The organism is Pseudomonas sp. NPDC089534, assembly GCF_044749305.1.
In the GTDB taxonomy this organism is placed as follows: Bacteria; Pseudomonadota; Gammaproteobacteria; order Pseudomonadales; family Pseudomonadaceae; genus Aquipseudomonas; species Aquipseudomonas ekonensis.
Genome location: NZ_JBIVHR010000008.1, coordinates 78,466 through 98,496, shown reverse-complemented (window position 1 = coordinate 98,496; position 20,031 = coordinate 78,466). Strand labels below are relative to the sequence as shown.

The following is a 20,031-nucleotide window of genomic DNA, read 5'->3' as shown; positions in this document are numbered from 1 at the left end:
ACGCCATCGGCATCGGCACCGACTTCACCCAGGGCCACGGCCAGGACTTCTTCGAGTACCTGACCCACGACAAGGGCTACGCCCGTCGCCTGACCAACTTCGGCAAGATCATCAACCCGCTGGGCATCCGCACCGTCGGCGAGTTCCCGAACCTGACCGAAACCCTGCTCAAGCGCGGCCACTCCGAGCGTGTGGTGCGCAAGATCATGGGCGAGAACTGGGTGAACGTCCTCAAGGACGTCTGGGGCGAATAAGCCGCTTCCCGAATACTTTCCCCCGGCCGTCCGCGCCGGGGGCAACACCAAAATTTTTCTGGAGTTAAGTTTCCATGGCCAAGATCGCCCCGCAATTGCCAATCGAAGTCGACAGCGAGACCGGTGTCTGGACGTCCGACGCCCTGCCGATGCTGTACGTGCCGCGCCATTTCTTCGTCAACAACCACATGGGCATCGAGGAAGTGCTGGGCGCCGAAGCCTATGCCGAGATCCTCTACAAGGCCGGCTACAAGTCCGCCTGGCACTGGTGCGAGAAAGAAGCCGAATGCCACGGCCTCGAAGGCGTCGCGGTGTTCGAGCACTACATGAAGCGCCTGTCGCAGCGCGGCTGGGGCCTGTTCAAGATCCAGGACATCGACCTCGACAAGGGCACCGCCAGCGTCAAGCTCGAACACTCGGCGTTCGTCTACGTGTACGGCAAGGTCGGGCGCAAGGTCGACTACATGTTCACCGGCTGGTTCGCCGGGGCGATGGACCAGATCCTCGCCGCCCGCGGCAGCAAGGTCCGCACCGTGGCCGAGCAGGTCTACGGCGGTTCCGAAGAAGGCCACGACGACGGCCTGTTCACCGTCAAGCCGTTGTAAGTCGAGGAATCCGCCATGGCTTTCGAAGCAATGTTCCAGCCGATCCAGATCGGCAAACTGACCATCCGCAACCGCGTGCTCAGCACCGCGCACGCCGAGGTCTACGCGACTGACGGGGGCATGACCACCGAGCGCTACGTCAAGTACTACGAAGAGAAAGCCAAGGGCGGCATCGGCCTGGCGATCTGCGGCGGTTCGTCGGTGGTGGCCATCGACAGCCCGCAGCAGTGGTGGAGTTCGGTGAACCTGTCCACCGACCGGATCATCCCGCACTTCCAGAACCTGGCCGACGCCATGCACAAGCATGGCGCCAAGATCATGATCCAGATTACCCACATGGGCCGCCGCTCCCGCTGGGACGGCTACAACTGGCCGACCCTGATGTCGCCGTCGGGCATCCGCGAACCGGTGCACCGCGCCACCTGCAAGACCATCGAGCCGGAAGAGATCTGGCGGGTGATCGGCAACTACGCCCAGGCCGCGCGCCGGGCCAAGGCCGGCGGCCTGGACGGCGTCGAGCTGTCGGCGGTGCACCAGCACATGATCGACCAGTTCTGGAGCCCGCGGGTCAACAAGCGCACCGACGAATGGGGCGGCACCTTCGAGGGCCGCATGAAGTTCGGCCTGGAGGTGCTCAAGGCCGTGCGCGCCGAGGTCGGCGACGACTTCTGCGTGGGCATGCGCATCTGCGGCGACGAATTCCACCCGGACGGCCTGTCCCACGAGGACATGAAGCAGATCGCCAAGTACTACGACGACACCGGCATGCTCGATTTCATCGGCGTGGTGGGCTCGGGCTGCGACACCCACAACACCCTGGCCAACGTGATCCCGAACATGAGCTACCCGCCGGAGCCTTTCCTGCACCTGGCGGCCGGGATCAAGGAAGTGGTCAAGGTGCCGGTGCTGCACGCGCAGAACATCAAGGACCCGAACCAGGCCACGCGCATCCTCGAAGGCGGCTACGTGGACATGGTCGGCATGACCCGCGCCCACATCGCCGACCCGCACCTGATCGCCAAGATCAAGATGGGCCAGGTCGACCAGATCAAGCAGTGCGTGGGCGCCAACTACTGCATCGACCGCCAGTACCAGGGCCTGGACGTGCTGTGCATCCAGAACGCCGCGACCTCCCGCGAATACATGGGCGTGCCGCACATCATCGAGAAGTCGGCAGGGCCGAAACGCAAGGTGGTGATCGTCGGGGCCGGCCCGGCGGGGATGGAAGCCGCCCGTGTGGCGGCCGAGCGCGGCCACGACGTGACCCTGTTCGAGAAGAAGGAATTCATCGGCGGCCAGATCACCACGGCGGCCAAGGCGCCGCAGCGTGACCAGATCGCCGGCATCACCCGCTGGTTCCAGCTGGAGCTGGCGCGCCTGAAGGTCGACCTGCGCCTGGGCGTGGCGGCGGATGCGCCGACCATCATGGACCTGCGCCCGGACATCGTGGTGCTCGCCGTCGGCGGCCATCCGTACCTGGAGCAGAACGAGCACTGGGGCGCCGCCGAAGGGCTGGTGGTCAGCAGCTGGGACGTGCTCGACGGCAAGGTCGCGCCGGGCAAGAACGTGCTGGTCTACGACACCATCTGCGAGTTCACCGGGATGTCGGTCGCCGACTTCCTCGCCGACAAGGGCAGCCAGGTCGAGATCGTCACCGACGACATCAAGCCGGGCGTGGCCATCGGCGGCACGTCGTTCCCGACCTACTACCGCAGCATGTACCCCAAAGAAGTGATCATGACCGGCGACATGATGCTGGAGAAGGTCTACCGCGAGGGCGACAAGCTGGTGGCGGTGCTGGAGAACGAATACACCGGCGCCAAAGAGGAGCGGGTGGTGGATCAGGTGGTGGTGGAGAACGGCGTGCGTCCGGACGAGGCCATCTACTACGCGCTCAAGGAAGGCTCGCGCAACAAGGGCCAGATCGACGTCGAGGCGCTGTTCGCGATCCAGCCGCAGCCATCGCTGAGCCAGGCGGGGGACGGCTACCTGCTGTTCCGCATCGGCGACTGCGTGGCCCAGCGCAACACCCATGCGGCGATCTATGACGCGCTGCGGCTGTGCAAGGACTTCTAGCGGCATCTGTGGCGAGGGAGCTTGCTCCCGCTGGGCTGTGAAGCAGCCCCAAAAGCAGCAGCCGATATCCATCAGGCGTACGCCTGGGCTGCTTTGGGAGCGCTTCGCGCTCCAGCGGGAGCAAGCTCCCTCGCCACAAGCAAGTGCGGCGCTCTCATCTGGCGCGCACATGACTCTGCGTCTTCGGGAGCAACACCTATGTTGAACACCCTTCTTCCAATCCTGCTGTTCGCGGCCCTGGCCCTCGCGGTGCTGGGCGCGTTGCGGCGGGTGGCCATGTGGCGCCGGGGCCGTGCCTCGAAGGTCGACCTGATCGGCGGCCTGTTCGCCATGCCCAAGCGCTACATGGTCGACCTGCACCACGTGGTGGCGCGGGACAAATACATCGCCAACACCCACGTCGCCACGGCGGGCGGGGCGGTGGCGTCCATCGTGCTGGCGATCCTGGTGCACGGCTTCGGCCTGCACAACCGGATCCTCGGCTACGCGCTGCTGCTGATGACGGCGGTGATGTTCGTCGGCGCGCTCTTCGTCTACCGCCGGCGGCTCGACCCGCCGTCGCGCCTGTCCAAAGGCCCGTGGATGCGCCTGCCGAAAAGCCTGCTGGCGTTCTCGGCCTCGTTCTTCCTGGTGACCTTGCCGGTGGCCGGCATCCTGCCGGAAAACTTCGGCGGCTGGGTGCTGGCGGCCATCCTGGGCGTCGGTGTGCTGTGGGGCGTGTCGGAGCTGTTCTTCGGCATGACCTGGGGCGGACCGATGAAGCACGCCTTCGCCGGTGCCCTGCACCTGGCCTGGCACCGCCGCGCCGAACGCTTCGGCGGCGGTCGCTCCACCGGCCTCAAGCCACTGGACCTCAACGATCCGGAAGCGCCGCTGGGCGTGGAGAAGCCGAAGGATTTCACCTGGAACCAATTGCTCGGCTTCGACGCCTGCGTGCAGTGCGGCAAGTGCGAAGCGGCGTGCCCGGCGTTCGCCGCCGGCCAGCCGCTGAACCCGAAGAAGCTGATCCAGGACATGGTCGTCGGCCTGGCCGGCGGCAGCGACGCGAAGTTCGCCGGCAGCCCGTATCCGGGCAAACCGGTCGGCGAGCACTCGGGCAATCCGCACCAGCCGATCGTCAACGGCCTGGTGGACGCCGAGACACTCTGGTCGTGCACCACCTGCCGCGCCTGCGTCGAGGAGTGCCCGATGATGATCGAGCACGTCGATGCCATCGTCGACATGCGCCGTCACCTGACCCTGGAGAAGGGCGCGACCCCGAACAAGGGCGCCGAAGTCCTGGAGAACCTGATCGCCACCGACAACCCCGGCGGTTTCGCCCCGGGCGGACGGATGAACTGGGCGGCGGACCTGAACCTCGACGTGCTCGGCGAGAAGAAATCCACCGACGTGCTGTTCTGGGTCGGCGACGGTGCCTTCGACATGCGTAACCAGCGCACCCTGCGCGCCTTCGTCAAAGTGCTGAAGGCGGCGAAGATCGACTTCGCCGTGCTTGGCCTCGAAGAGCGCGACAGCGGCGACGTGGCCCGGCGCCTGGGCGACGAGGCGACGTTCCAGCTGCTCGCCAAGCGCAACATCCAGACCCTGGCCAAGTACCGCTTCAACCGCATCGTCACCTGCGACCCGCACAGCTTCCACGTGCTGAAGAACGAGTACGGCGCCTTCGGCGGCAACTACCTGGTGCAGCACCACAGCACCTACATGGCGGAGCTGATCGGCGACGGCGCGCTGAACCTGGGCCAGCACAAGGGCGACAGCGTGACCTACCACGACCCTTGCTACCTGGGCCGCTACAACGGCGAGTACGAAGCGCCGCGCCAAGTGCTGCGGGCCCTGGGCATCGAGGTCAAGGAAATGCAGCGTTCCGGCTTCCGTTCGCGCTGCTGCGGCGGCGGTGGCGGGGCGCCGATCACCGACATTCCGGGCAAGCAGCGGATCCCCGACATGCGCATGGAAGACATCCGCGAGACCGGCGCCGAACTGGTGGCCGTGGGTTGTCCGCAGTGCACGGCGATGCTTGAGGGCGTGGTCGAGCCGCGTCCGCTGATCAAGGACATCGCCGAACTGGTGGCCGACGCGCTGTTGGAGGAGTCCGCCTCGGGCAAGCCCGCCGCCCCGGCCAAACGTGAACCTGCGGAGGCCCACTGATGAGCGACATTATCCGCCGCGATCCGCGCGCCGAACGGATCGCCCGCAACCGCCTGCACCCGCTGCACGCGGCCATGCAGCCGGCGCAGCACAGCTGGATGGGCCCCAACGGGATCGTCCGCAAGAACCCCCACGGTGTCGGTTTCATCGGCCCCAACGGCATCAAGCGCATCGACCGCAGCGGCGCCCAGCAGGGCGGGGCGGTCAAGCGCTCGGCCGCCGTGGAAGTGCAATTGCCGCTGCATCAGGTGCCGGCCCCGGCGTTCCACATCTGCGTGGTGCCGGACATGGTCGGCGGCCGCCTGAGCAGCCACGACCGCGATCTGCTGGGCCTGGCCCGTCAGTTGGCCGGCCAGGACGGCGCGGTGCTGGCCGTGGTGTTCGGCGAACACAAGGAAAGCGCCTTCGCCACGGCGGGCGTCGACCGCCTGCTGGTGCTCGAAGGCGAGCAGTTCAGCGGTTATGCACCGGAACAACGGGTGCAGGGCCTGCGGGCTGTGGATAACCAATTCGGCCCGCGCCATTGGCTGCTGCCGGACAGCCGCAGCGGCGGCGGTGAACTCGGCCGGCGCTTTGCCGCCGCGTTGGGCGAACGCCCGGCGACGCGGGTGTGGCAAGTCAAGGATCAGGAATGCACCGGCCGGGCCGGGGCGGGCCTGCAAGACCTCGTCCGGCCGCTGGCGCGGTTGATCCTGGCCTCGGCCGAATGCGCCGAGCCGGTCAGCGAAACCCGTCACGAGGCCCTGCCGGTGGAGTTATCCACAAGCGTGGCCCGCAGCCTGTCGCGCATCGAGGATCTGGGCGCGGTGGCGGTGGATCCGGCGGCGATCCCGATGGCCGAGGCGGAGTTCATCTTCTCCGGCGGCAACGGGGTCAAGGACTGGGATCTTTTCCACAGGACGGCCGCCGCCCTCGGCGCCACCGAAGGCGCTTCGCGGGTGGCGGTGGACGACGGCTTCATGTCCCGCGACCGCCAGGTCGGCGCGTCCGGCACCTGGGTCACCGCGCGGGTGTATGTGGCGGTGGGGATTTCCGGGGCGATCCAGCACCTGCAAGGCATCGGTGCCTGCGACAAGGTGGTGGCGATCAACCTCGACGCCGGCTGCGACATGATCAAGCGCGCGGACCTGTCGGTGATCGGCGAGAGCGCCGAGATCCTGCAGGCCTTGATCGCGGCGGTAGAGGCCTGGCGCAACGACGCCAAACGTGATGCGGCTTGAGGAAAGGGTCATGAACGCAAAAGTCATCAGTCTGGTTTCGATCGGCGCCCACCCGACCTCGGGCCGGCCGCGCCGTGCCGAGCAGGATGCCCGCGCCGTGGAGCTGGGCCTGCAACTGGCCGGGGACGGCCTGCAAGTGCTGCACGCCGGCGACATCGCCGAGCCTGCGCTGCGCGCCTACCTGGGCATGGGCCTTGAGCAGATGCACGTGCTGGAGCAGCCGGCGGGGGCGGACGCGCTGCCGGCGCTGACCGACTACCTGCGCGGGGCCGGTGCCCAGGTGGTACTCACCGGCAGCCAGGCGGAAACCGGCGAAGGTTCGGGGATGCTGCCGTTCCTGTTGGCCGAAGGGCTGGGTTGGCCGCTGGTGGTGGGGCTGGCGCAGGTCGAATCGATCAACGACGGCTCGGCCCTGGTGCTGCAGGCGCTGCCGCGCGGGCAGCGGCGGCGGCTGAAGGTGCGCCTGCCGTTTCTGGCCACTGTGGATAACGCCGCGCCCAAGCCACGGCAAAGCGCCTACGGGCCGGCCCGGCGCGGTGTGCTGCAACCCGAAGACGTCGAAGTGGTGGACGACGGACTGTTGGCGGCAGCGACGCTGCAACCGGCCAAGCCGCGCCCGAAGCGGCTGAAGGTGATCAAGGCCAAGAGCGGCGCCGACCGGATGAAGGCCGCCACGGCCAAGGCCAGCGGCGGGGGCGGGCAGGTGCTCAAGGGCGTCAGCGCCCAGGCGGGGGCCGAGGCGATCCTCAAGCTGCTGATCGAGGAGGGGGTGGTTCGCTGAATTCCCTTGCCTTGCGGTGGCCTCTCTGACGCCATCGCCAGCAGGCTGGCTCCCACACGGGTTTGTGGTGCAACAGAAACTGTGGGAGCCAGCCTGCTGGCGATGAGGCCGGCAAAGGCGCCGCAAGACAGGGGCGAGACATTTGCTCCCGCAGGCTTTACTCACAATCCCTGTTGGCGATTCTGTGGATAACATGTTCGCCCCTCCCCAGACCCCACGCCAATCAAGCCCTCCAGCCCTACGATCAAAAAATGATCAGCCTAAGTCACGGTTTTTCCGGCCTTTTTTCCGTCACGCTCGACGAAAGTTTCCCCCAATCTCTGTTGGCCCTTTTGTGGATAAGATGTTCGCTTTCGGCTGAAGGCCCCGCAGATCGTGGCTTGCAAGGAATTGATCAAAAAACGTTCGATTCAGCCTTGGCCGGCACAAAACGTCCTCAACGGCCGGTTTATTCAACACCTTGGGCGTTTTTCCACAGCGACCGTCAAGTTACCCCCGAACTCTGTTGGCGCTTCTGTGGATAAGGTGTTTGCCATACGCTGAAAGCCATGATCGGCGTGGCTTTCAAAGGTTTGATCAAAAAATGAGCATTTTTCCTGTTCACGCATCGTCCTGAAAAATCCACAGTTTTTTTTTGCCGGACGACCGATTTCCTCCTCGGTTTTCCCCAGTTGTCCCCATTTGCTGTGGGTGGTCGTGTGGATAACTTGTTCGCCAAACCCCGCAAGGCCCGCCGGGCTTAGTCCGAACGGCAATTGATCACATTTCATACAGTTCTAAGGGCCTGCCTTGACTTCGATCCGGCGCCTGTCTTCACTCCAATGGCACAAGGACAGCCGTCACTTATCCACATCCGGTTCAGGGAGAACGCGTGATGGATAGCCATTCACCCAGCCCGCCCCCTGTTCCCTGTGTGTCCCGCACCGCGTTGCCGGCACCCCGGCCGCGCAAACGCACGCTGCGCCGCGCCGCCAACCAGCGCGCCCGTCTTTAGCGCTTTTGCAATGCCCACTGCCCAAACCGCTGTACTGCCGCCGGACCGCCCGGAGGCCAGGTGCCGTTCGCCCCATGATCGCAGGCAACCGCAGAGTTGCCCCGTCAGCCTGAGAGAGGAACCTACCCATGTCACGGATCGCAACGCCCATCAGTGAGATCAAGGAACATTACGACGTGATCGTCATCGGTTCGGGGTACGGCGGCGGCATTGCCGCCTCGCGCCTGTCCCGGGCCGGCAAGAAGGTCTGCCTGCTGGAGCGCGGCCGGGAAATCCGCCCCGGCGAATACCCCAACACCATGGTCGCCGCCACCGAGGAACTGCAGGTGCACGACCCCGACGGCCACATCGGCTCGCGCACCGGCCTGTTCGACCTGCACGTCAACGCCCAGCAGAACGTGGTGGTCGGCTGCGGCCTGGGCGGCACGTCGCTGATCAACGCCAACGTCTCGCTGGAGCCGGAGGCCGACGTGTTCGAGGATCCGCGCTGGCCGCCGGAGGTGCGCGCGCACCGCGACACCCTGCTCAAGGACGGCTATGCCCGGGCCCGCGAGATGCTCAAGCCCAACCCTTACCCCAGCACCGCGCCGAACCTGCCCAAGCTCGACGCCAACAAGAAATCCGCCGACTACCTCAAGCAGGGCGCGCATTTCTACAAGCCGCCGATCAACGTGACCTTCGACAAGCTGCCCAACAACACCAACCATGTCGGCGTCGAGCAACTGCCGTGCAACCACTGCGGCGACTGCGTGTCGGGCTGCAACAACAAGGCCAAGAACACCACGCTGATGAACTACCTGCCGGACGCCTGGAACCACGGCGCGGAGATCTTCTGCCAGGCCCAGGTGCGCCACCTGGAGCGCGACGGCGACGGCTGGATCGTGCACTTCCAGTACCTGGACAGCGGCCGCGAGAAATTCTCGGCGCCGACCCTGTTCGTCAAGGCCGACATCGTCGTGGTGTCCGCCGGCACCCTGGGCTCCACCGAGATCCTGCTGCGCTCGCGGGACAAGGGCCTGGCGATGTCCGGCCAGCTCGGCGAGAACATGAGCGGCAACGGCGACATCCTCGGCTTCGGCCACAACTGCGAGCAGACCATCAACGGCATCGGCTTCGGCGCGCACTCGGCCAAGGAGCTCAAGCCGGTGGGGCCGTGCATCACTTCGATCATCGACATGCGCACCGAAGGCGACCGCAGCAGCCATATGGTCATCGAGGAGGGCTCGATCCCCGGCGCCCTGGGCCGGCCGATGGTGCCGGCGATGGCCGGGTTCGCCGAACTGATCGGCAAGCCCACCGACGACAGCTTCAGCGGCAAGGTGAAGTACAAGGAGCGCGAAACCGAAAGCTTCCTGCGCGGGCCGTACCACGGCGCGCTGCACAACATGCAGACCTACCTGATCATGAGCCATGACAGCGGGCAGGGGCGGATGGTGCTCGACAGCAAGGATCAGCTGCGCATCGATTGGCCCGGCGTCGGCGAGCAGGACAACTTCAAGATCGGCAACGAACGCCTGCACCAGAGCACCAAGGCCCTGGGCGGGATCTGGGTGGAGAACCCGATCTGGACCAAGCTGCTCAAGCACAGCATCGTGTCGGTGCACCCGCTGGGCGGCTGCGTGATGGGCCAGGACGCGGCGCAAGGGGTGGTCAACCACAAGGGCCAGGTGTTCAGCGGCGCCAGCGGCACCGACGTCTACGCCAACCTGTACGTGACCGACGGCGCGGTGATTCCGACCTCGCTGGCGGTCAACCCGCTGCTGACCATCTCCGCCGTGAGCGAACGCAACATGGGCCTGCTGGCCGCCGACCGCGGCTGGCACATCGACTACACCCTGCCGTCGGCGCCGCGCAAGCAGGTGGCGCCGCCGACCCTCGGCGTGCAGTTCACCGAGACCATGAAAGGCTACTTCTCCCGGGCGTTCACCGCGGCGCAGAGCACGGACCTGAAAGTGTACGAGGCGGCGGCCAAGCGCGGCGAGGCGGACAACTCGCCGATCGACTTCACCCTGACCATCACTGCCAACGACCTCAACCGGATGATCAAGGAGCCGACGCACGCCGCGACGATCGTCGGCACGGTGATCGCCCCGGCGCTGTCGCCCGAGCCGCTGACCGCCAGCAACGGCGTGTTCAACCTGTTCGAGCAGTTCGAGCAGCAGGTCGACACCCGGCACATGAAGTACGACATGAAACTCACCGCCGAGGACGGCAACGACTACTTCTTCAGCGCGTTCAAGACCGTGCCGGAAGACAACGGCGTGCTGAACATCTGGCACGACACCAGCACCCTCTACGTCACCCTGTACCGCGGGCCGGACAAGTCGGGCGAGGTGATCGGCTCCGGGGTGATGCACATCAAGCCGGCGGACTTCGCCAAGCAGATGACCACCATGAAAGTGCTCAACGCGCGCAACGAGCGTGAGCGCATCGAGGGCCTGGCGCGGTTCGGCAAGTTCTTCGCCGGGATCCTCTGGGAGAGCTACGGCGGGGTGTTCGCCGGGGACATCTACTTCAACCCCGACGCGCCGCCGCGGCTGAAGCGGCCGCTGGACGCGCCGACCCCGGACGTGCATTTCTTCCCCACCGAGGACGGCGTCCAGCTGCGCCTGACCCGCTACCGGGCCGGCAGCAAGGGGCCTGTGATGCTGGTGCACGGGCTGGGCGTGGGGTCGAACATCTTCTCCACCGACACCATCCAGACCAACCTGCTGGAGTTCCTCTGCAAGCACGACTACGACGTGTGGCTGCTGGACTTCCGGGTGAGCATCCTGCTGCCGGCGAGCAAGAAGGAATGGAACGGCGACCAGATCGCCCAGTACGACTTCAAGGCCGCCATCGGCCAGATCCGCCGCGAGACCGGGGCCAAGGACGTGCAGTGCGTGGTGCACTGCTACGGCGCGACCACGTTCTTCATGTCGCTGCTGGCCGGCCTTCAGGACGTCCGTTCGGTGGTCTGCTCGCAGATCGCCGCCGACACGGTGGTCGCCACCGCCACGGGGCTCAAGGCCGGGCTGCACCTGCCGGGCATGCTCGACGCCATCGGCGTCAAATCCCTCACGGCCTACGCCGACAGCAAGGAAAACTGGTTCAACAAGCTGTACGACAAGGCCCTCAACGGCTACGCCAGGATCGAGGCCCAGGGCTATTGCACCAACCCGGTGTGCCACCGCATCACGTTCATGTACGCCTCGCTGTACCGCCACGACACCTTGAACGAAACCCTGCACGAGAACCTGCATGAGCTGTTCGGCGAGTCGAACATGCAGACCTTCGAGCACCTGGCGCTGATCGTGCGCAAGGGCCACCTGGTGGATTTCAAGGGGCACGACGTGTACATGCCGCACTTCGAGCGGCTGAGCATGCCGATCTGCTTCATCAGCGGCGCCGACAACCAGTGCTACCTGCCGGAAAGCACGCTCAGGACCTACGAGCGGGTGTGCAAGGCGCACGGGCCGGAGCGCTACAGCCGGCATGTGGTGCCGGGCTACGGCCACATCGACTGCATGTTCGGCAAGAACGCCGTGGTGGACGTGTACCCGATCATCCTTGAACACCTGGAGAAGACCGCCCTCGGTTGATGACGTGTTCCTGTGGCGAGGGAGCTTGCTCCCGCTGGGCTGCGAAGCGGCCCCGGAACCTGAGCATGCGGTGTTCCTGAAACACCGGCATCTGCTGGTTTTACGACTGCTGCGCAGCCGAGCGGGAGCAAGCTCCCTCGTCACAAAGGCTCATCAACACCGGGAATTCTTCTTTAGGTCTGCACAAGGAAATGGATGATATGGACAGCTACATCCGCTGGTTTCAACGCTTCATCTGGCTCGGCATTCTGATGAACATGGTGTTCGCGATCCCGGCGCTGTTCGCGCCGGGGCTGCTGACATCCGTGGTCGGCCTGCCGCCCCAGCTCTCCGACCCGTGGCTGGAGAACGCCGGGATGCTGCTGGTGGGCATCAGCGTGTTCTACATGCCGTCGGGCTTCAACGCGCCGCGCTACGTGGTGCACTCCTGGCTGTGCGTGCTGACGCGGCTGATCGCCGTGGCGTTCTGGATCTACCTGATCGACACCAGCAGCCAGGGCTCGGTGTTCGTGCCGATGCTGATGGGCGACCTGAGTTTCTTCCTGATCCTGGGCATCCTGCTGTACCTGGGCAGCGCCCCGGAGAACCGGCCGTTGCCGCTGCTGTGCGCCGGATGGCGGGAATGGCGGGCCGGCTGGGCCCGGCGCTGGCAGAACCACGGCTTCAAGGTGGCCACGTTCGTGGTCGTGGCGCTGCTGGCGTTCATCGGCTACCAGACCTGGTACCAGATGCTGCGGGTGGTGCCGGAGCAGGAATACGCCTCCGACGAAGACCACTACAAGTACGCCGCCATCGGCCTGGGCATCGAGGCGCGGATCCCGTACTACCTGTTTTCCGTGCTGCCGCAGATGTGCCCCGAGAAACTGCCGAAACCCGGTGGCTGGGAAGTCTTCGGCTTCCTGTTCGAGAACGGCAAGGACCTGCCCATCGGCATGGCCAAGCGGCAGATCGGCTACCCGACCGTCGAGCCCAACTGCGCGCTGTGCCACACCGGCTCCTACCGGGCCAACGCCAGCGACGTGGCGACCAACGTGCCGAGCGCGCCGGCCAACACCCTGCAACTGCAGGCCTTCCAGTGGTTCGCCTACGATTGCGCCAGCGACCCGAAATTCACCACCGACGCGGTGATGGCGGCGATCAACGCCAAGTTCCAGCTGGGCTTCTTCGAGCGCCTCTACAACCGCTTCCTGATCATCCCGATGGCCAAGACCGCGCTGCTCAAGCAGAAGCAGGCCTACGCCTGGCAGAAGCTGCGTCCGCAACAGGGGCCGGGGCGCACCGACACCTTCAACCCGACGAAGATGGTGGTGTTCGGCTTCCCGGACGACTCGACCATCGGCACCGTCGACCTGCCGCAGGTGTGGAACCAGAAGCCGCGCGAGTCGATGTACCTGCACTGGGACGGCAACAACAACAAGATCCACGAGCGCAACTACGCGGCGGCGATGGCCGTGGGCGCGACGCCGCAGTCGGTGCTGCCGCCCAGCTTCAACCGCGTGACCAACTGGCTGCTGGGGCACAAGGCGCCGGCCTGGCCGTGGGCGCTGGATCAGGCCAAGGTCGCCCAGGGCAAGCCGATCTGGGAAGCCAACTGCGCCGGTTGCCATGACTTCGGCCGCACCGACACCGGCCAGGTCACCACCAACATCGACCAGTTGGGCACCGACCCGCACCGCCTCGACTCGTTCACCACGGGGCTGGTCGCCGCGTTCCACACCTTCAAGACACCGCCGTTCGACTTCGGCGCCTACCGCAAGACCCAGAGCTACAGCAACACGCCCACCGACGGCATCTGGCTGCGGGCGCCGTACCTGCACAACGGTTCGGTGCCGACCCTGTGGGATCTGCTGCAGCCGCCCGAGAAGCGGCCGCAGGTGTTCTACACCGGCTCCGACGTGTACGACCCGGTCAACGTCGGCTTCGTCACCAGCGGTGCGCAGATGAAGGCCTCGGCGGACTTCAAGTACGACACGCGCCTGGAGGGCAACCACAACAGCGGCCACCTGTACGGCACGCAACTGTCGGACGTGGACAAGCGTGCCCTGATCGAATTCATGAAAACCCTGTGAACCCTTACGGATAGAGGATTTCGCCATGTCAGCGGTCGGTCATCTGAAACACGAGTACGACAAGGTCAAGGTGCGCCTGCACGGCTTGCTCACGCGCATGGAAATGGCCTGGATGAAACTGGTCAGCGAGCTGGAGCCCAAGGAGTTCGAGGCGATCATCACACTGCTCAAGCGCGGCCACGACCAGGCGCAGTACGTGCTCAAGCACGGCGAGCTGCCGGACGACGAGCCGGCCGTGCCGTGGGAACTGGCCCACGGCCTGTCGATCCTGCGCATCGGCAATGCCACGCCGCTGCCGCAGTCCACCGATCAATTGCAGACCCGCGTGCTCAAGGACGGCACGCTGCTGGGGTGCCGCAAATGGGAATTGCTGGATCTGCTGTGGAGCGAGGCGCTGCTCAAGTGGATCGAGAACCTGCGCCACCACGCGACCTTCGGCACCGACCCGGCCATGGTGAAAATGGAGCGCGACGTGACCCTGGCGATTGCCGGCGACTGGGGCACCGGGCCGTTCAACAGCCATGCGCCGGCGGTGTCGGTCGCCAACCAGATGCAACTGGCCAATGCCGATTTCACCATTCACCTGGGGGATGTCTACTACGCCGGCACCCACTCGCAGGAAGACACCGACATGGCCGGCTGGCCGATGGGCACCCACGGCTCGTTCACGCTCAACTCCAACCACGAGATGTACAGCGGCGCCCACGGTTACTTCAAGGAACTGGCGCACCGCTTTCCCGGGCAACAGGGCACCAGCTACTTCGCGATGTACAACGATGACTGGCTGATCGTCGGGCTGGACACCGCGTATGCCTCGGATGTGATGAACCTGTACATGGACGGCACCCTGAACAAGCCGCAGATCGAATGGATGAAAGGCCTGCCCAAACGCAAGAAGCTGATGGTGCTCAGTCACCACCAGGGCTTCGACATCACCGGGCACCACAAGACCGCGCTGTACCAACCGGTCTGCGATGCGCTCGGCCGCGAACCGGACTACTGGTATTGGGGGCACCTGCACAACGGCATCGTCTACGCGACCCAGGGCGGGCTGCATGCGCGCTGCGCCGGGCACGGAGCGATTCCGTACGGGGTGACCAGCCAGCTGGACGGGCAGTCGCGTGTGCTGTTTTCCGAGACCAAGAATGCCCAGGATCCGTCGTACCCGCTGCGGGTGCTGAACGGTTATGCGAAGGTGCGGTTGGTGGGCGAGGAGATATTCGAGGAGTTCATCGGTGAGGATGGCTCGGTGAGGTGGTCATCCAGGTGATGCGGTGAGGGTGAGGGCCTCATCGCCAGCAGGCTGGCTCCCACAGGGGATTCTCTGTGCATCGGAGAATCCTTGCGGGGGCCGTCCTGCCGGCGGTGCTTTTGCCTTTAGCCTTGCACCGGCACGCCTTTGAGGTACGGCGCAGGCTCGGCGCCGAGGTTGCTCAGCATGCGTTCGCTGTACCAGTCCACGAAGTTGACCACGCCGAACTCGTAGGTCTTGGAGTACGGCCCCGGCTGATAGGCCGTGGAGTTGATGCCCCGCTGGTTCTCTTCGGCCAGGCGCCGGTCCTGGTCGTTGGTGGCGTCCCACACCTTGCGCATGCGCTCGACGTCGTAGTCCACGCCTTCGACGGCGTCCTTGTGCACGATCCACTTGGTGGTGACCATGGTTTCCTGGGCGCTGATCGGCCACACGGTGAACACGATGATGTGGTCGCCCATGCAGTGGTTCCACGAGTGCGGCAGGTGCAGGATGCGCATCGAGCCCAGGTCCGGGTTCTTGATCCGGCCCATCAGCTTGGCGCAGCCCTGCTTGCCGTCCATGGTCATCGACACGGTGCCCTTGAGCAGCGGCATGCGCACGATGCGGTTGCGCAGGCCGAAGCTGGCGTGGGCGTAAGGGATCTTCTCGGCTTCCCAGGCGGCGGCGGAGGCGGCGACGTGGTCCTTGAACGCCTGGTCGGCGCGGGGGTCGGTGACGTCGTCCCATTCCAGCAGGGTTTTCAGCAGCTCAGGGTGCGAGCCGTTGCAGTGGTAGCACTCGCGGTTGTTCTCCAGCACCAGTTTCCAGTTGGCCTTCTCCATCAAGGTGGTCTGCACCGCCACCTTGGTGTTCTCCATGTCGTAGGGTTCCATGTAGTGGTTCAGGGTCGACAGGAAGTCGTCGATGGCCGGCGGGTTCTCCGCCAGGCTGATGAAGATGTAGCCGCCGGCGGTCTTCACGTTCACCGGCTTGAGGCCGTACTGGTTCATGTCGAAGTCGGCGCCCATCTCGGTGCCGGCGAACAGCAGGCGGCCGTCCAGCTCGTAGGTCCACTGGTGGTAGTGGCAGACCAGCTTGGCGACCTTGCCCTTGTCGCTGGTGCACAGGCGCGAGCCGCGGTGGCGGCAGACGTTGTGGAACGCGTGCACCACGCCCTCGGCGCCGCGGATCACGATGATCGGGTTCTTGCCGATCTGCAGGGTCAGGTAGTTGCCCTTGGCCGGGATCTCGCAGGTCATGCCGGCGATCAGCCATTCCTTCTGGAAGATCTCCTGCATGTCGATGTCGAACAGGCGCTCGTCGCTGTAGAACGGCTGCGGCAGCGAGAAGGTGCGCTCGCGTTCCTGAAGCATTTGCGCGGTGGCCTTGCGTGCGGGTTCCAGCGGATCGCCCAGGCTCAGTTTTGCGGTGTCCATCGATTCGGTCCTCATGGCCATTCTGCGGGCCGGTGAAAGTGGCTGATCAGGTGTGCTGCGCAAGGTGCTGCAAATCGTCGTTATGTGGAGCCGAGTGTGGGGCCGGCGCAGCCCGCAACCTTATCCATGGGCGACATGGCGCAATCTGATTCCGACGCGCAAGCCCCGGTGGTTGGGGGCTGGTCGCGATAAGCATGTGAATGTCGCGGATAGGTAAACGCACGGTTGGCGCCATGCGCAGAATCGCCACATGAAGGCCGACCGTCGGCCGTGGAGAACAGCATGTCCAACAACTTCCTGAATCCGGTCACCACCCAGACCTGGGCCAATGGCCGGCACATAGTCCGTTGCGTCAAAGTCATCCAGGAAACCTGGGATGTGCGCACGTTCTGCTTCATGGCCGACCAGCCGATCATGTTCTTCTTCAAGCCGGGCCAGTTCGTGACCCTGGAGCTGGAGATCGACGGCCAGCCGATCATGCGTTCCTACACCATCTCCAGCTCGCCGTCGGTGCCCTACAGCTTCTCGGTGACCATCAAGCGCGTGCCGGGGGGCAAGGTCTCCAACTGGCTGCACGACACCCTGCACGAAGGCCAGGAGCTGGCGGTGCACGGGCCGGTCGGGCTGTTCAACGCCATCGACTTCCCGAGCCCGAAAGTGCTGTACCTGAGCGGCGGCGTCGGCATCACCCCGTGCATGTCCATGGCGCGCTGGTTCTACGACACCAACGGCAACGTCGACATGTCGTTCATCCACAGCGCCCGCTCGCCCAAGGACATCATCTACCACCGCGAGCTGGAGCACATGGCGTCGCGGATCGACAACTTCAGCCTGCACCTGATCTGCGAGAAGCACGGGCTGGGCGAGCCTTGGGCCGGCTACCGCGGCTACCTGAACCACAAGATGCTCGAACTGATGGTGCCGGACTTCCTTGAGCGCGAAGTGTTCTGCTGCGGCCCGACGCCGTACATGAACGCGGTCAAGCGCCTGCTGGAGAACGCCGGCTACGACATGAAGCGCTACCACGAGGAATCCTTCGGCGCGACGCCGCCGGAAGCCCAGGCCGATGCCGTGGAACAGGCCGAACAGGCGGCGGAAGCGCCGGCGGTCGATGCGGCGGACCTGCACCTGGTGGAGTTCACCTCCTCGGACAAGAGCATCCGCGTGGCCCCGGGCGAAACCGTGCACGCGGCGGCGGCCAAGGTCGGCCTGATGATCCCCAAGGCCTGCGGCATGGGCATCTGCGGCACGTGCAAGGTGCTCAAGCTCGGCGGCGAGGTGGAGATGGACCACAACGGCGGGATCACCGAGGACGACGAGGCCGAGGGGTACATTCTGTCGTGCTGCAGCGTGCCGAAGGGGGATGTGCGGATTGAGTTTTAAGTCGGATTGTTTGCACTTTGGCCGATCTCCTCAGCGAGGAGGTCGGCTGGAATACTGCGACTTCAAACCAGTTCGGACATGGCGAGCAAGGCAAAGCCCACGAACGTAAAACCAAATATTCGCTGGTATTTGTTCAGTCTAAGCAGGACGCGTTTGAGCTTTGGGGGAAAACTCGTAACGTCTCTTGCGCTTACTTTGCCTTGGGAGATATACCGTGAGGGGTTTTTGAGGATGCCAAAGATCTCTCCTAACATATAGATGCGCCCCCCTAAACCCGACTGCCATAACATGAGCAAAGACGGGGTGATCGAGCTTCTTCCAAAGCTGTTGAGGATTAATTCCAGCTTTTCCTTGGCGACATAAATCAAAATCCCATTGACTAATAGAAGGCCTATTAAACTCACCATGGCCATAATCACTATTGGGTCTTTTGCGATGTCGTGCATTTGCTCTGTGGATGCGAATAGTCCCAGGCACATCATCATTGCGAAAAAAAATAAAACGAGTCTGTATAAGGTGATTAAGTCTTTCTTGAGTTTTTTGGGGAAGTTTTCGAAGTCCTTCGCGCAAAGTGTTCCGGTGTGGATATAAATCGCTGGGTTTCTCATGATGGCGAACACTTCGCCCATCATGCGAATTCTGCCCCGGGTTCCTCCGTGCCAAAGTACTATTATTTTGTTTGAGATCGAGCTGTTAGTTAGGTGGTTTAGTATGGTTTCGGTTTTTGTTTTGGCGATATACAGCATTATCCCTATTAGAGTGAATATGCCGATGAAGTCTATAATGCCAGCAAACAAAAATATTAAGTCTGAAATGCGGAGGGTCATTTAACAGCCTCGTATACTTTCTCTGCGATCCGATCACCGCCTTTTTCGCCCAAAGTCCCGCCGGCATAATTTCCGACTCCTGCCAATAGGGCAGCGCAAAGGACAGTGCCGAGCCCGCCAGTCGGGAGACCCACTCCTACGCAGATCGTTGAGGCACTCAAACTCACGAGCGCGCCGGCGACAATTCCGCCACCCACTCCACCCAAAAAGCTTCCGGTCTCCGTGAACTTCACCTTTTCACACGCTTCGGTGCTTCCATTTGCGCAAACTTCCTGAACCTTCATCACCGACGCACTACCTCCCACCGCCGTGCCGATCCAACCGCCATATTTGACGTATTGCGACGCGTTGGTGACGGCCTGGAAATGAGTGGCGTAACCGGGAATCTGGCTTATGCCGCCGGCCTTTCTCCAGCGATGGACCAGGTGTGGGTTATCGATACCTAGGGCGGTTTTCAGGTTTGGGTAGTCAGGGAGGTTGAGGGTTTCTCTGGTGAGTCGGGTGAGTTGGCCATCCAGACTTTTGAGCAATTTCGCACGCTTTTTTTTGAATTCTTTTGAATTCAGGCTCCCATTTGCCTCAAGGGTATTGGTATGCAAAATCTCGATGTCGTTCAGAATGCTTTTTATACCGTCCAGATGATTGGCCGCTATGGCCGTGACGACGCCTATCACTTTCGATCGATCCGAGAGTGCGCCCTGAATAATGCCGTAGTGCTGGGCCATGAAATCCGCCTCTTCCACCGTCAACGGTGCTAGCGCCGTGCTCACGGTACGTGCGGTCTCCATCAGCAACGACTCCTCATAGGTGCACTGCTGATTGTCCGGATCGCTCAAAACAATCAGCGACCCGGCCTTCACCACGTCCTCCAGCGGATTCAGGCGTTTGAAGGTGGCGATGACATTGGGCTTGGGCGACGGGAACAGGCGCGCCTGAAGTGCCTCGGCGGGCAGGCTTTCGGGCACGATGTAGAACCCCGGCTCTACAGGCGCCGGCACCTCCAGCGGCCAGCGTTCGCTGGGGAAGAACCGCAGGTCGTTGACGGGGTGCGGGGGCGGGCCGGACATCGCCGCCAGGCGTGACACGTTCAGGTTCTGCCGGTGGACGGCCCGCAGCAACCGTTGCGGGTCGGAATGGGCTGCGGGCTGCGCGGACAACGGTCTGGCCCTCGCCGGGCGGGGGTTGCGCGACAGGGCGCGGGACTGGTTCAGCAAGTCCCGCTGCTCTTGCGCAAGGGCCAGGATCCCTTGCTCCGGGCTCAGGTGGCCGGCGGCCACTTCATCGGCGATGCGCTTGGCGTAGCGTGCGACCTGTTGGGTGAACCGCACGCGCGCCATGCCGAAGGCCAGATGGCGGGCGCCGCTGGTCAGGGCCTGGCCCAGCAAACGGCCGGCGGCGTCCTGCACGTCACAGGGATCGGATG

Annotated in this window: 14 protein-coding genes; 10 read left to right on the top strand and 4 right to left on the bottom strand. The window is 64.2% G+C overall.

All coding sequences use genetic code 11. From position 1 onward, the window contains the following. From ACIP0B_RS04095 to ACIP0B_RS04070, 6 genes are all read left to right on the top strand, one after another. Positions 1 to 254 (top strand): membrane dipeptidase (locus ACIP0B_RS04095; protein WP_400829985.1); only part of this gene is annotated, 254 nt, incomplete at its 5' end. Positions 255 to 328: 74 nt separating this feature from the next. Then, the gene (locus ACIP0B_RS04090; protein ID WP_085580655.1) at positions 329 to 859 is read left to right on the top strand and encodes a DUF5943 domain-containing protein; all 531 of its coding nucleotides are present in this window, start codon (positions 329 to 331) and stop codon (positions 857 to 859) included. A 15-nt stretch (positions 860 to 874) separates the two neighbouring features. Continuing rightward, positions 875 to 2,935, top strand: coding sequence for a dimethylglycine demethylation protein DgcA (gene dgcA / locus ACIP0B_RS04085; protein WP_400829984.1), 2,061 nt, complete (start codon positions 875 to 877; stop codon positions 2,933 to 2,935). Between the two features lie 198 nt (positions 2,936 to 3,133). After that, positions 3,134 to 5,083, top strand: coding sequence for a dimethylglycine demethylation protein DgcB (dgcB, locus tag ACIP0B_RS04080; RefSeq protein WP_400829982.1), 1,950 nt, complete (start codon positions 3,134 to 3,136; stop codon positions 5,081 to 5,083). Beyond that, the gene (locus ACIP0B_RS04075) at positions 5,083 to 6,303 is read left to right on the top strand and encodes an electron transfer flavoprotein subunit alpha/FixB family protein (RefSeq protein WP_400829981.1); all 1,221 of its coding nucleotides are present in this window, start codon (positions 5,083 to 5,085) and stop codon (positions 6,301 to 6,303) included. The genes dgcB and ACIP0B_RS04075 overlap by 1 nt, the downstream gene beginning before the upstream one ends. A 10-nt stretch (positions 6,304 to 6,313) precedes the next feature. After that, positions 6,314 to 7,084, top strand: a complete 771-nt coding sequence (locus ACIP0B_RS04070; RefSeq protein WP_400829979.1) for an electron transfer flavoprotein subunit beta — start codon at positions 6,314 to 6,316, stop codon at positions 7,082 to 7,084. Between the two features lie 452 nt (positions 7,085 to 7,536). Here the strand turns inward: ACIP0B_RS04070 and ACIP0B_RS04065 are convergent, their stop codons facing one another. Beyond that, the gene (locus tag ACIP0B_RS04065) at positions 7,537 to 7,854 is read right to left on the bottom strand and encodes a hypothetical protein (protein WP_400829978.1); all 318 of its coding nucleotides are present in this window, start codon (positions 7,852 to 7,854) and stop codon (positions 7,537 to 7,539) included. Between the two features lie 352 nt (positions 7,855 to 8,206). Between ACIP0B_RS04065 and ACIP0B_RS04060 the strand changes: the two genes are divergently transcribed. From ACIP0B_RS04060 to ACIP0B_RS04050, 3 genes are all read left to right on the top strand, one after another. Next, positions 8,207 to 11,659, top strand: a complete 3,453-nt coding sequence (locus ACIP0B_RS04060; RefSeq protein ID WP_400829976.1) for a GMC family oxidoreductase N-terminal domain-containing protein — start codon at positions 8,207 to 8,209, stop codon at positions 11,657 to 11,659. A 200-nt stretch (positions 11,660 to 11,859) separates the two neighbouring features. Further along, the gene (locus ACIP0B_RS04055) at positions 11,860 to 13,728 is read left to right on the top strand and encodes a hypothetical protein (protein WP_400829974.1); all 1,869 of its coding nucleotides are present in this window, start codon (positions 11,860 to 11,862) and stop codon (positions 13,726 to 13,728) included. A 25-nt stretch (positions 13,729 to 13,753) separates the two neighbouring features. Then, positions 13,754 to 14,998, top strand: a complete 1,245-nt coding sequence (locus tag ACIP0B_RS04050; RefSeq protein ID WP_400829973.1) for a metallophosphoesterase — start codon at positions 13,754 to 13,756, stop codon at positions 14,996 to 14,998. 107 nt (positions 14,999 to 15,105) lie between these two features. Here the strand turns inward: ACIP0B_RS04050 and gbcA are convergent, their stop codons facing one another. After that, a complete protein-coding gene (gene gbcA, locus ACIP0B_RS04045) occupies positions 15,106 to 16,398 on the bottom strand; it encodes a glycine-betaine demethylase subunit GbcA (protein WP_085586769.1) in 1,293 nt (430 codons plus the stop codon). A 282-nt stretch (positions 16,399 to 16,680) separates the two neighbouring features. Between gbcA and gbcB the strand changes: the two genes are divergently transcribed. Next, positions 16,681 to 17,781 (top strand): glycine-betaine demethylase subunit GbcB, encoded by a 1,101-nt coding sequence (gbcB, locus tag ACIP0B_RS04040; RefSeq protein ID WP_085586806.1) that lies wholly within the window; start codon positions 16,681 to 16,683, stop codon positions 17,779 to 17,781. Positions 17,782 to 17,843: 62 nt separating this feature from the next. Here gbcB and ACIP0B_RS04035 read toward each other — a convergent pair whose 3' ends face one another. Together ACIP0B_RS04035 and ACIP0B_RS04030 are read right to left on the bottom strand one after the other, a co-directional pair. Beyond that, positions 17,844 to 18,608 (bottom strand): hypothetical protein, encoded by a 765-nt coding sequence (locus ACIP0B_RS04035; protein WP_400829970.1) that lies wholly within the window; start codon positions 18,606 to 18,608, stop codon positions 17,844 to 17,846. Continuing rightward, positions 18,605 to 20,014, bottom strand: coding sequence for a hypothetical protein (locus ACIP0B_RS04030; protein WP_400829969.1), 1,410 nt, complete (start codon positions 20,012 to 20,014; stop codon positions 18,605 to 18,607). Before ACIP0B_RS04030 ends, ACIP0B_RS04035 begins: the two co-directional genes overlap by 4 nt. Between the last annotated feature and the right edge of the window lie 17 nt (positions 20,015 to 20,031).

What these genes read in the sequence shown, in the direction of transcription:
- ACIP0B_RS04090 (WP_085580655.1), top strand. Translation starts at nt 329, where the DNA reads ATGGCCAAGATCGCCCCGCAATTGCCAATCGAAGTCGACAGCGAGACC.
- dgcA (WP_400829984.1), top strand. Translation starts at nt 875, where the DNA reads ATGGCTTTCGAAGCAATGTTCCAGCCGATCCAGATCGGCAAACTGACC.
- dgcB (WP_400829982.1), top strand. Translation starts at nt 3,134, where the DNA reads ATGTTGAACACCCTTCTTCCAATCCTGCTGTTCGCGGCCCTGGCCCTC.
- ACIP0B_RS04075 (WP_400829981.1), top strand. Translation starts at nt 5,083, where the DNA reads ATGAGCGACATTATCCGCCGCGATCCGCGCGCCGAACGGATCGCCCGC.
- ACIP0B_RS04070 (WP_400829979.1), top strand. Translation starts at nt 6,314, where the DNA reads ATGAACGCAAAAGTCATCAGTCTGGTTTCGATCGGCGCCCACCCGACC.
- ACIP0B_RS04065 (WP_400829978.1), bottom strand. Translation starts at nt 7,854, where the DNA reads ATGAAATGTGATCAATTGCCGTTCGGACTAAGCCCGGCGGGCCTTGCG.
- ACIP0B_RS04060 (WP_400829976.1), top strand. Translation starts at nt 8,207, where the DNA reads ATGTCACGGATCGCAACGCCCATCAGTGAGATCAAGGAACATTACGAC.
- ACIP0B_RS04055 (WP_400829974.1), top strand. Translation starts at nt 11,860, where the DNA reads ATGGACAGCTACATCCGCTGGTTTCAACGCTTCATCTGGCTCGGCATT.
- ACIP0B_RS04050 (WP_400829973.1), top strand. Translation starts at nt 13,754, where the DNA reads ATGTCAGCGGTCGGTCATCTGAAACACGAGTACGACAAGGTCAAGGTG.
- gbcA (WP_085586769.1), bottom strand. Translation starts at nt 16,398, where the DNA reads ATGGACACCGCAAAACTGAGCCTGGGCGATCCGCTGGAACCCGCACGC.
- gbcB (WP_085586806.1), top strand. Translation starts at nt 16,681, where the DNA reads ATGTCCAACAACTTCCTGAATCCGGTCACCACCCAGACCTGGGCCAAT.
- ACIP0B_RS04035 (WP_400829970.1), bottom strand. Translation starts at nt 18,608, where the DNA reads ATGACCCTCCGCATTTCAGACTTAATATTTTTGTTTGCTGGCATTATA.